The organism is Pseudomonas sp. Pmew2 (genome assembly GCF_058129885.1).
Map to the genome: position 1 here is coordinate 102,451 of NZ_CM176702.1, position 11,782 is coordinate 114,232.

Below are 11,782 nucleotides of genomic sequence, written 5' to 3' on the forward strand. Positions count from 1 at the left end.
TCATTTTTGTTAATCCTTGATTCGGCATAGGGTGTCCCTGCGGCATTCAGTCACATGCCCTGTTACAAAAACGGGTCGAGGAAAACGCCAGTGATAACAAAAATTCTGATCGCCAACCGCGGGGAGATTGCCGTCCGGATCGTGCGTGCCTGCGCCGAGATGGGTATTCGCTCGGTCGCGATCTTTTCCGATGCCGACCGGCATGCCCTGCATGTCAAGCGTGCTGACGAAGCCTATAGCATTGGTGCCGAACCGTTGGCCGGTTACCTGAACCCGCGCAAGCTGGTGAATCTGGCGGTAGAGACTGGCTGCGATGCGCTGCATCCCGGTTATGGCTTTCTGTCGGAGAACGCCGAGCTGGCCGACATCTGTGCTGAACGTGGCATTAAGTTTATCGGTCCGTCCGCAGAAGTGATTCGTCGCATGGGTGACAAGACCGAAGCGCGGCGCAGCATGATCAAGGCCGGTGTGCCGGTTACGCCCGGCACCGAAGGCAACGTCGCGGACATCGACGAGGCGCTGGTCGAAGGCGAGCGTATTGGTTACCCGGTAATGCTCAAGGCCACCTCCGGCGGCGGCGGGCGCGGCATACGCCGTTGCAACAGCCGCGAAGAGCTCGAGCAGGCCTTCCCCCGGGTGATTTCCGAAGCAACCAAGGCCTTTGGCTCGGCGGAAGTGTTTCTCGAGAAGTGCATCGTCAATCCCAAGCACATCGAAGCGCAGATTCTCGGTGACAGCTTCGGCAATGTAGTGCATCTGTTCGAACGCGACTGCTCGATTCAGCGCCGTAACCAGAAGCTCATCGAAATCGCCCCCAGCCCGCAACTGACTCCCGAGCAGCGTGCTTATATCGGTGATCTGTCGGTGCGTGCGGCCAAGGCTGTCGGTTACGAGAACGCAGGGACCGTGGAGTTTTTGCTCGCCGAGGGCGAGGTGTACTTCATGGAAATGAATACCCGGGTTCAGGTCGAGCACACCATCACCGAAGAAATCACCGGCATCGATATTGTTCGCGAGCAGATCCGTATTGCGTCCGGCCTGCCGCTGTCGATCAAGCAGGAAGACATCATTCACCGCGGTTTTGCCCTGCAATTCCGGATCAATGCCGAAGACCCGAAGAACAACTTCCTGCCCAGTTTCGGCAAGATCACCCGCTATTACGCGCCCGGAGGACCAGGCGTGCGCACCGATACGGCGATTTACACCGGCTACACCATTCCGCCGTTTTACGACTCGATGTGCCTGAAGCTGATCGTCTGGGCGCTGACCTGGGAGGAGGCGATGGACCGTGGCCTGCGTGCGCTGGATGACATGCGCCTGCAAGGAGTGAAGACCACGGCTGCCTATTACCAGGAAATTCTGCGTAACCCGGAATTTCGCAGCGGTGAATTCAACACCAGCTTTGTCGAGAGCCACCCCGAGCTGACCAATTATTCGATCAAGCGCAAACCCGAAGAGCTGGCTCTGGCCATCGCCGCCGCCATTGCCGCACACGCCGGTCTGTAAGGAATAGTGAAATGTCCAAGAAGATTTTCGTAACCGACACCATCCTGCGTGACGCTCACCAATCATTGCTGGCGACCCGCATGCGTACCGAGGACATGCTGCCGATCTGCGACAAGCTCGACAAGGTCGGTTACTGGTCGCTGGAAGTCTGGGGCGGCGCGACCTTCGATGCCTGCGTGCGTTTTCTCAAGGAAGATCCATGGGAGCGCCTGCGTCAACTGCGCGCGGCCTTGCCCAATACCCGGTTGCAAATGCTCCTGCGCGGCCAGAACCTGCTGGGCTATCGGCATTACAGCGATGACGTGGTCAAGGCGTTCGTCGCCAAGGCGGCGGTGAATGGTATCGATGTGTTCCGTATTTTCGATGCCATGAACGATGTGCGTAACCTGCGCGTTGCCATCGAATCGGTAAAAGCTGCGGGCAAGCATGCGCAAGGCACCATCGCTTACACCACCAGCCCGGTGCACACCATCGAAGCGTTCGTCGCACAGGCCCGGCAGATGGAAGCGATGGGCTGCGATTCGGTGGCGATCAAGGACATGGCCGGTCTGCTGACTCCCTATGCCACGGGTGAACTGGTCAAGGCGCTGAAAGCCGAACAGTCGCTGCCGGTGTTCATTCACTCCCACGACACCGCAGGCCTGGCTGCCATGTGCCAGCTCAAGGCCATTGAAAGCGGCGCGGATCATATTGATACGGCGATCTCCAGCTTTGCCTGGGGCACCAGTCATCCGGGCACAGAGTCGATGGTTGCGGCGCTCAAGGGCAGCGAGTTCGACACCGGGCTGGACCTGGAGCTGTTGCAGGAAATTGGTCTGTATTTCTACGCGGTGCGTAAGAAGTATCACCAGTTCGAAAGCGAATTCACGGCGGTCGATACCCGTGTGCAGGTCAATCAGGTGCCTGGCGGGATGATTTCCAACCTGGCCAATCAGCTCAAGGAGCAGGGCGCGCTCAATCGCATGGGCGAAGTGCTGGCTGAAATTCCGCGCGTGCGCAAAGACCTCGGTTATCCACCGCTGGTAACGCCGACCTCACAGATCGTCGGTACTCAGGCGTTCTTCAATGTGCTGGCTGGCGAGCGCTACAAGACCATCACCAATGAAGTGAAGCTTTATCTACAGGGCGGTTATGGCAAGGCGCCGGGGCCGGTGGATGAAAAGCTGCGTCGTCAGGCCATTGGCAATGAAGAACTGATAGATGTTCGCCCGGCCGATCTGCTCAGGCCGGAGATGACCAAGCTGCGTGCCGATATCGGCGCACTGGCCAAATCCGAAGAGGACGTGCTGACGTTTGCCATGTTCCCGGACATCGGCCGCAAGTTTCTTGAAGAGCGTGCAGCTGGAACGCTGACGCCGGAAGCGCTGCTGCCGATTCCCGAAGCCGGAAGCGTGGCCAGAGCGGGCGGCGAGGGCGTGCCGACCGAGTTCGTGATTGATGTGCACGGCGAAACCTATCGGGTCGACATCACCGGCGTGGGCGTCAAAGCCGAGGGCAAGCGCCACTTCTACCTATCCATCGATGGCATGCCGGAAGAAGTGGTGTTCGAACCGCTCAACGAATTTGTCGGCGGCGGTGCCAGCAAACGCAAGCAGGCTCATGCACCGGGCCACGTCAGCACCACCATGCCGGGCAATATCGTCGATGTGCTGGTCAAGGAAGGCGATATGGTCAAAGCAGGGCAGGCGGTATTGATCACCGAAGCCATGAAGATGGAAACCGAGGTCCAGGCGTCGGTCGCGGGCAAGGTTGTGGCGATTCACGTTGCCAAGGGCGACCGCGTCAATCCGGGTGAGGTTCTGGTCGAGATCGAAGGCTGACCGGGCACATACAGATAATTCAACGATTTACCTCAGGGAAGCACTCGTGGCTTCCCTTTTTTTATTCTGTGCAGGCGGGCCCGGTTGTCACCGCTATCGTTGCGCACGCTCCAGCGTGGGAATGCCGTTCTCGACGCTCTGCGTCCTCAGGATCAGCGAAACGCCTCAAGCCCTTTGATCTGCTGCCCGTCCGCGAAGTTATCCACAGCCAGCCAGCATTCAAAGGCCTTCTGCAATTCAGGCCATTCGCTGTCGAGTATCGAGTACCACTCTGTGTCCCTGCTCTGGCCCTTGACTACCATGTGCTGGCGGAAGGCGCCTTCGTAGCTGAAGCCGAAACGTTGGGCTGCGCGTTTGGAGCGGGCGTTGTTGGCGTTGCACTTCCATTCCAGGCGGCGATAGCCCAGCGTGAATGCTTCCCTGGCCAGCAGGTAAATGGCTTCGGTGCCTTTGGGGGTTCGTTGCATGGCCGCGCTGAAAGTGACATGACCTATTTCGATACGCCCATGGGCGGCGACGATCGACATCAGGCTGATGACACCTTCGGCTTTACCGGTCTGCTGATCGACGACCGTATAAAACCATGGGTCGGACGCTGCCTGATGCCCGGACAGCCATGCATCAAAGGCACTGCGCTCGATAAAAGGCCCGTAAGGCAGGTAATCCCACAGTTTCGGGTCGGCATTCGGGCCCTGAAGCGCAGCCCACAAGTCATCGGCGTAACGTGTGGCATCGAGTTTTTCCAGGCGAATGAAACGGCCTGTCAGTGTGTTGGTGGTGGGCAATGCAGCGGCTTGCCAGTCCAGCAGAGTGTCGGACATCAATCACTTCCTGTTTCAGAGCGCTTTGCGAAATTGTATAAGGCCAGGTCGTTCGGCAATCCTTTCGTACAACTGAATGGCCGTGGCGTTGGTTTCGTGGGTCAGCCAATGCACCTTGTCGCAACCGTCTGACTTGGCCGTGGCGTAAACAAACTCGATCAGCTGCCTGCCAATGCCTGTTCCGCGTTGTTCGGGCGCGACAATCAGGTCCTGCAGGTAACAGGCATTGTTGATGCTCCAGTTGGAGCGATGGTAGATGAAGTTCACCATGCCCACCGCTTCGCCATCCAGCCAGGCCAGCGCCGAGTGGGTCGGCTCGTGCGAATCCACAAGGCGTTGCCAGGTGACGTCGCTGACACTTTCGTCCAGCTCGGTATTGTAGAAGCGCAGATAGGCCTGCCATAGCGGCAGCCAGGCTTTATGGTCGTTGACAGTAACGACGCGAATCCGGACATCGGTCAAAACGTTCTCCCTGCGCTCATCAAACGAGCGATTTGCTGGTCGTTTGCATTCTCGCTTGCTGCGAGGCCGTCGCGTACACCGGCCATGTCCGAAGCGCTGCGGTTCTGGCTGAGTTTGCGTTTGCCTTGCAGCCGCTGCACGGGAATTGCAAACCCTGCAATCGCCCCCAGCATTTTTGCAATGTAGTCCGCAGGTGCATCCTCGATTGACCAGGGTTGCGGGCGGCTGGATTCATGGCGATGGGTCAGGTCAGCCAGCAATTGGTGCAGTTGCGCTGCATCGGTAAAAACCGTGGCCTGCCCATAGGCATGCACGGCCAGATAATTCCAGGTAGGTACAACCTTGCCGTGTTCTGCCTTGCTCGGGTAGAAAGACGGGCTCACATAGGCATCGCCGCCGGGAAAAATCACCAGCGCCTCGACACCTGAGTTCAACTGCTGCCACTGTGGGTTGGCTCTGGCCAGATGCCCGTAAAGCGTGCCGTGCGGGCCTTCATCGCGGCGCAACAGCAGCGGCAAGTGAGTCGCGTGCAATCCTTCTTCACCCTGTGTAACAAGAATAGCCAGGCGAGTTCGATCCATCTGCTCGTGCAGGCTGAGCGTGTCGTTTTCCTTGAAGGCAGCAGGTATGTACATGGTCCATGTTCCTTGGCTGATGAAACGATCGTAGGCAAGGTTGATCTGATGTAAGATCCATTTTTTATAATTTTCATGGGGCCAATTCATGCCCATCGCCCCTGTCGCGTTTCCACCCACGCTTACCGGCATTGAGCTGGACCCGAATCACGGCTTGAGCAAGCAGCTCTACGAGATTTTGCGCCAGCAAGTGCTGGATGGGCGCTTGAGTGGCGGCATGCGTCTGCCCGCCAGTCGCGATTTGGCGCATTTACTGGGCATCTCCCGTAACAGCGTCATACGGGCCTATGACCAGCTGTATGCCGAGGGTTTTATTGAAGGGCGCGTTGGCGACGGTACGTATGTTGCGCAGCTGTCTGAACGAAGCGCTGCGCCTCGACGGCCAAGCCGTAAAAAACTATCCACCAACTTACCCACAGGTGTATCCACAGGGTTACACACAGGTTTGTCCACAATTGCGGCGGAAATGCCGTCGAATTGTTCCGATGAAGTTATCCACAGCGCGACACGCGTGCTGCTCGAAAAGCATCATTTGCACGAGCCGCCGACGGGTAGGCCGCGGGCTTTTCGAGTAGGCGTTCCAGCCTTCGATCTTTTTCCATTTGCCTTGTGGGGCAAGCTGTATACGGCCTTTTGGCGCAAGCCGGACCTTGCTCAGCTGGGTTACGGCCCCGCTGCGGGAGATTTGCGGCTGCGTGAGTTGATTGCCGTTTATCTTCGTTCATCGCGTGGGTTGCACTGCACGGCTGAGCAAATTGTGATCACCAGCGGCGCGCAACATGCAATCAGCCTTTGTGCACAGTTGCTTTTGACGCCGGGCGATAGCGTTGCTGTGGAAAATCCAGGCTATCGCGCGGCGGGTCATGCGTTTGCACTGGCAGGTGCGCGATTGCACGGCGTGCCTGTGGATAACGAGGGCATGCGTTGCGCCGAGCTTGAGCAGGCCGATTGCAGATTGGCGTATGTGACCCCTTCGCATCAGTACCCGACTGGCGTAGTCATGAGCCTGGCACGGCGCCTGGAGTTACTGGCCTGGGCCGAGAGGCACCAGAGCTGGATTGTCGAGGACGATTACGATGGGGAGTATCGGTACAGCGGTTCGCCATTGGCCCCGTTGGCTGCGTTGGAGCAGAGTGGTCGAGTGCTCTATGTCGGCACATTCGGAAAAGTCGCCTTTCCGGCGCTGCGCCTGGGGTATCTGGTTCTGCCTGAGCAACTTGTCCGCCCGTTCAGCCAGCGCAAGGCGGTAGACATGCGCCATACCGAGATTGGCGTGCAGGCGGTCATGGCGCAATTCATTGCGTCGGGGCATTTCCAAAGACACATCCGTCGTATGCGTCGCGCGGCGCTGAGTCGTCGCAATGCGCTGCTGGATAACTGGCCTGCCGACATAGCAGGGTGCGCTGCAATGCCCAGGGTGGTTGCAGGGCTGCATGTGATGGTCAAGGTAGACAGTGTCGCGCGTGAGCAGGCACTGATTGCCAAGGCTGGTAGCGTTGGCGTCGAGATGAATGCCTTGAGTGATTACTGGCTGCCCGACTTCAGTGAGCCTGTGGATAACCGCGCCGGGCTGGTTTTGGGTTTCGCCGCCGTGCCCGAGGTCGAGATTGCCGATGCATTGAACAGGCTGCGCAAGGCCTGGTCCGAGTAGTCCCGCTGGCAGGCGTATAATCTGCACTTTCTGTTACTTGTCCTTGAGATACCCATGAACAACTCTCTTACTGCAACACCCGGACGCAAGTTCGGCGCGCCGCTGGCTGCGCTGTTCCTGCTGCTGATGGGCGCCCAGTTTCTGCTGCTCAGTGTCGGCACCCGCCAGGTAATGCTGTGGATCGTTGGTGCAGCGCTGGGCGTGACGCTGTATCACGCGGCATTCGGCTTCACCTCGGCGTGGCGGGTGTTTATCCGTGAGCGGCGCGGTGCGGGTTTGCGGGCGCAAATGGTCATGCTGGCGGTGGCTGTGGTGCTGTTTTTCCCTGCGCTGGGTGCTGGCACGCTGTTCGGTCAGCCCGTTACCGGACTGGTTGCGCCGGTCGGAATTTCGGTCGTCGTGGGGGCGTTCATCTTCGGTATCGGCATGCAACTGGGCGGTGGCTGTGCGTCCGGTACGTTGTTCACCGCAGGTGGCGGCAATGCACGCATGCTGGTGACGCTGCTGTTTTTCATCCTCGGTTCGTTGATTGCGACCCATCACGTCGACTGGTGGTTGGCCCTGCCTTCGTTCCCGGCAGTTTCGGTGGTCAAGACCTTCGGCGTATTGCCTGCGCTGATCGTGAATCTCGCTCTGTTCACCTTGATCGCTTTCATAACCGTGAAGCTCGAAAAGCGGCGTCATGGACAGCTTGAAACGCCGGTTACCACTGACCATCGTGGGTTGAGCCGGGTGCTGCGCGGGCCATGGGTTCTGGCCTGGGGCGCTGTCGCGCTGGCGCTGCTCAATTACGCAACACTGGCGCTGGCGGGTCGTCCGTGGGGCATCACCTCGGCGTTTGCGCTATGGGGCGCGAAGGTAGCCAGTGGTCTGGGTGTGGACGTCGGCAGCTGGGTGTTCTGGCAGAGCGCGGCGAATGCCAAGGCGTTGGCGGCTCCGGTGTGGGAAGACGTCACCAGTGTGATGGACATCGGCATCATGCTCGGTGCCTTGCTGGCGGCAGGGCTGGCCGGCCGTTTTGCGCCGAGCCTGGACATTCCCACGCGCTCGCTGGTTGCTGCGGTCATCGGCGGGTTGCTGCTGGGTTATGGCTCTCGACTGGCCTACGGCTGCAACATCGGCGCGTACTTCAGCGGTATTGCCTCGGGTAGCCTGCACGGCTGGCTATGGCTGGTTGCAGCCTACGCCGGTAACGTGATCGGCGTGCGTTTGAGGCCGATTTTCTTTGCTGGCGAACGCCCGCAAGTGGCGCTGACTGGCTGCTGAGGAAGTCTGTAATCCCAAGATAAAGCGGGTCGTTTGCGAACCATCTGCCGGTTTGGCATTCAAAGGCCATGCGGCAGATGTCAGCCTGCGATTCGCTTATTTTTCGATGGGGTAGTTCTTTTGCAGCAAACGATCATTTCGAAAATCCGTTTTCTCGGCAAGACCATCGGTTACGTGGGTTGGTCGCTTTTCTGGTTGTTGATTTGGGATGTGATCGTCACGGTCGACTTCATGCTGTATCTGGAGCGCAAGATCACGTTGCCTTCCATGCCGTTGACCCTGCTGGGCTCGGCACTTGTGGTCCTCACCAGCTTTCGTAATTCCAGCGCCTACAACCGCTGGTGGGAAGCACGAACGTTGTGGGGCGCGCTGGTCAATAGTTCGCGCAGCTTCGCTCGGCAGGTGTTGACGCTGGTCGAGGATGACGACGGGATCAACCCGGTCAAGGCCACGCTGTTGCGTCGCCATGTCGCCTACGTGAAATGCCTGTCCGCGCACCTGAAAGGCGCCAAGTGTGGCGACGAGATTCAGATGCTGATTCCCCGCGAGGAATTCGAGCGCCGTCACGACACCAACAATTTCCCTAACGACCTGCTCAACACCTCCGCAGCGCTGTTGGCCAAGGAGTATCAGGCGGGGCGGCTGGACAGCATTCGTCTGGCGCGTCTTGAGTCGACCATGGTGGACATCTCCAATTGCCAGGGCGGTATGGAGCGTATTGCCAACACACCATTGCCTTATCCGTACGTCGCTTTTCCGCGTCTGTTCATCACGCTGTTCTGCCTGATCGTACCGATTGGCCTGGTGGAGACCCTGGGCTGGTTCACGCCACTGGCGTCGACGGTGGTGGGTTTCATGCTGTTGGCCATCGAAAAGATCGGCACCGACCTGCAGAGTCCGTTCCGTGCCAGCGAACATGAGATTCAGATGACGGCTTTGTGCGAAAACATCGAGCGTAATCTGGATTCGATGCTCAGGGGTGCGCAGGAAGAAAGCAAGGCTTCGTAAAGAGGGTGAGGCGTTACGCGTGTGCAGAACGCCTCGGATAACGCAGAGATTGCGGCGGCTTAACGCAACTCGCCACACAGGTCCAGTTCGACCAGCCGCCTGACTTCCTCGGTCGTCAGGCTTGCCCCCAGCAGTGCATGCAGTTTGCCAAGCGCTGCCTCACGGGTCATGCCGCCACCGGAGAGCACGCCTGCACCGCGCAGACGGCTCCCCGCTTCGTAGACATCCAGCTCGACACCGCCTTCGTGGCACTGGGTAATCGCCACCACGCAGATACCAAGCGCTCGTGCATTTTCCAGGCTGGCCAGAAACTGCGGATCATCACTTGGCCCGGTGCCGCTGCCGAAGCACTCAAGCACCAGACCCCGAATACCGCTGTTGATCAGACCGTCCAGCTGAGCTGCGCCGACGCCGGGAAACAGCGGCAACACGGCGACCTCTGCAAGCGTCTTCTCCTGCAGGTAGTTCAGTGCATCGGGCAGCGAAACCACCGCATGACCGCCACGCGAGCGTTGCAGCGGTGCGAACGGTTGACGACCGAAGCTGCGAATTTTCGCGCAGCGCACAGGCGTCATCAGTTGCCCGTGGAAATACAGCTGAACGCCTGACGCCAGACCCGAACCCAGCGCCAGCAGGGCACCGTTGACGTTTTCCCAGGCATCGCTGTCCTGCACGCCGGCAGGCAGCATAGAGCCGGTGAACAGCACAGGTGCGCTGAACCCCAGCAACTGGAAGCTCATCGCCGCTGCGCTGTACGCCAGGGTGTCGGTGCCATGCAGCACCAGCACCGCATCGCAGCCATCGACCTCCACCGCCTCGATCACCGCCTCACGCAGGCGCAGCCAGTAGGAAGGGGTCATGTTGGCGCTGTCGATCAGCGGCGACATCTCGCGAAAGCGCCACTGCGGCACCACCAGCTCCGGGTGCTCGGCCAGTTGCCCGGCCATCCGCGCCTCGAAACCCGAGGCGGGTGCCAGGCCGTTGGCGCTGGCCTGCATGCCAATAGTGCCGCCGGTGTAAAGAACCATGACGCTCTGAGCGGGTTTATGTGCATGATCAGTCATGGTTGTTCTCCGGCGTAAGGTCGCGTTGGTTATCGTGCTTCGGGTACAGGCTTGGCTGCCGCTTCGGCGTCCTGTGTCGACTGACGGGTCGGATTGGCTGGCCATGCATTGCGATCCAGGTCCAGATCAGGGAACTGGCTGGAATCGAACACCGGCGCCTTGATGCCAGCGCGACGCTGCGAATCGTAGTCGTTCAGAATGCGCTTGACGACTTTGAACAGCATGGCGAGTGCGATCAGGTTAACGAACGCCAGCATGGTCATGGTGATGTCGGCGAACGCCAGTACATCTTTCAGGTCGACGACGGCACCCCACATGATCAGTACCAGCACCGCGATACGGTAGATGATGATGGTCTGGATCTTCTCGCCAAACAGGAACCGCAGGCTGTTTTCACCCAGGTAGTAGTTGTAGAGAATCGAGGTGAAGACGAACAGTGCCAGCGCCACGCTGATGAAGATTCGGCCCCAGTCACCGACCACTGCGGCCAGCGAGTTCTGCGCCAGAACGATGCCGTTGCCGTCGTAACCGATGTCGTAGATACCGGACAGCAGGATCAGCAAGGCCGTGCAGGTGCAGATTACGAAGGTGTCGAGGAACACGCTGAACGCCTGAACCACCCTTGTGCAACCGGGTGCTCTACATGCGCCACGGCAGCCACGTTGGGCGCACTGCCCAGACCGGCTTCGTTGGCGAACACGCCACGCTTGACGCCCATCACGATAGCGCTGCCGATCAGGCCGCCGAATACCGGGTCAAGACCGAAGGCGCTTCTGACGATGGTCATCAGCATGCCGGGAACGTGGTCGATCTGCAGAACGATGACGTAGATGGTGACCGCGATATAGATCAGGGTCTTGACTGGAACCAGCAGGTCGGAAATTGCCGCGATACGCTTGATGCCGCCGACGAAGGCCAGACCCAGCAGCACGACCAGACAGATGCCGGTGGTTCGGGTGTCGATGTTGAACGCGCTTTTCAGCGAGTCGGTCACGGCGTGGGATTGCAGGCCGTTGAAGGCAAAACCGAAGGTCACCAGCAACAGTACGGCCATGACCATGCCTAGCCAGCGCTTGCCCAGACCGTGCTGGATGTAAAACGCCGGACCGCCGCGGAATTGTCCTTCGGAATCCTTGCGTTTATAGAGCTGAGCGAGTGAACACTCGATGAAGCTGCTGGACATGCCGACCAGTGCGGTGACCCACATCCAGAATACGGCGCCCGGACCGCCCAGCGTTACGGCAATGCCGACGCCTGCGATGTTGCCTGCTCCGACGCGGCCCGCAAGGCTGAGCATCAGGGCCTGGAACGAACTCAACTGACCCGCGCTGCTGCGCAGACTGTCGCGAAAAACCGAGAACATGTGGAAAAAGTGTCGAAACTGAACGAAACGCGAGCGGATCGTGAAGTAACTACCCAGGCCAACGATAAGTACGATCAGTACCTTACCGGAGAGAAAGTCGTTAATCATTTCCAGCATTTTTGTTATTCCTCGCTACTTTTGAGGGGGCGCACTATACCGGTGCAAAGTTTTTACGTCTGTAGTCGC

At 59.1% G+C, this 11,782-nt stretch carries 9 protein-coding genes and 1 pseudogene; 5 read left to right on the plus strand and 5 right to left on the minus strand.

The features are described from left to right. The first annotated feature begins 90 nt into the window (after positions 1 to 90). Positions 91 to 1,506: an acetyl-CoA carboxylase biotin carboxylase subunit gene (locus tag AC4ANK_RS00470; RefSeq protein ID WP_002555912.1), complete on the plus strand. Its 1,416-nt coding sequence runs from the start codon at positions 91 to 93 to the stop codon at positions 1,504 to 1,506. An 11-nt stretch (positions 1,507 to 1,517) separates the two neighbouring features. Then, a complete protein-coding gene (gene oadA / locus AC4ANK_RS00475) occupies positions 1,518 to 3,326 on the plus strand; it encodes a sodium-extruding oxaloacetate decarboxylase subunit alpha (RefSeq protein WP_031595766.1) in 1,809 nt (602 codons plus the stop codon). Positions 3,327 to 3,478: 152 nt separating this feature from the next. Here the strand turns inward: oadA and AC4ANK_RS00480 are convergent, their stop codons facing one another. The 3 genes from AC4ANK_RS00480 to AC4ANK_RS00490 are packed head-to-tail and all read right to left on the minus strand — an operon-like array spanning position 3,479 to position 5,244. After that, a complete protein-coding gene (locus AC4ANK_RS00480; RefSeq protein ID WP_002555910.1) occupies positions 3,479 to 4,147 on the minus strand; it encodes a GNAT family N-acetyltransferase in 669 nt (222 codons plus the stop codon). Positions 4,148 to 4,162: 15 nt separating this feature from the next. Then, the gene (locus tag AC4ANK_RS00485; RefSeq protein WP_002555909.1) at positions 4,163 to 4,609 is read right to left on the minus strand and encodes a GNAT family N-acetyltransferase; all 447 of its coding nucleotides are present in this window, start codon (positions 4,607 to 4,609) and stop codon (positions 4,163 to 4,165) included. After that, a complete protein-coding gene (locus AC4ANK_RS00490; RefSeq protein WP_002555908.1) occupies positions 4,606 to 5,244 on the minus strand; it encodes an FMN-binding negative transcriptional regulator in 639 nt (212 codons plus the stop codon). The genes AC4ANK_RS00485 and AC4ANK_RS00490 overlap by 4 nt, the downstream gene beginning before the upstream one ends. An 88-nt stretch (positions 5,245 to 5,332) precedes the next feature. Between AC4ANK_RS00490 and pdxR the strand changes: the two genes are divergently transcribed. The 3 genes from pdxR to AC4ANK_RS00505 all read left to right on the plus strand — a co-directional run bounded on the left by pdxR (position 5,333) and on the right by AC4ANK_RS00505 (position 9,169). After that, a complete protein-coding gene (gene pdxR, locus AC4ANK_RS00495; protein ID WP_002555907.1) occupies positions 5,333 to 6,895 on the plus strand; it encodes a MocR-like pyridoxine biosynthesis transcription factor PdxR in 1,563 nt (520 codons plus the stop codon). Positions 6,896 to 6,949: 54 nt separating this feature from the next. Further along, complete coding sequence (locus tag AC4ANK_RS00500) at positions 6,950 to 8,161, plus strand: YeeE/YedE family protein (protein WP_460383927.1); 1,212 nt, start codon at positions 6,950 to 6,952, stop codon at positions 8,159 to 8,161. Between the two features lie 120 nt (positions 8,162 to 8,281). After that, on the plus strand, positions 8,282 to 9,169 hold the full coding sequence (locus tag AC4ANK_RS00505; protein ID WP_002555905.1) for a bestrophin family protein: 888 nt from the start codon (positions 8,282 to 8,284) through the stop codon (positions 9,167 to 9,169). A 59-nt stretch (positions 9,170 to 9,228) separates the two neighbouring features. On the opposite strand, the gene AC4ANK_RS00510 is transcribed toward AC4ANK_RS00505, so the two are convergent. Together AC4ANK_RS00510 and AC4ANK_RS00515 are read right to left on the minus strand one after the other, a co-directional pair. Beyond that, entirely contained in the window at positions 9,229 to 10,233 is a 1,005-nt protein-coding gene (locus AC4ANK_RS00510) for an asparaginase (RefSeq protein ID WP_002555904.1), read from the minus strand. 29 nt (positions 10,234 to 10,262) lie between these two features. Next, positions 10,263 to 11,713, minus strand: a pseudogene (locus AC4ANK_RS00515) (alanine/glycine:cation symporter family protein). Positions 11,714 to 11,782: the final 69 nt, after the last annotated feature.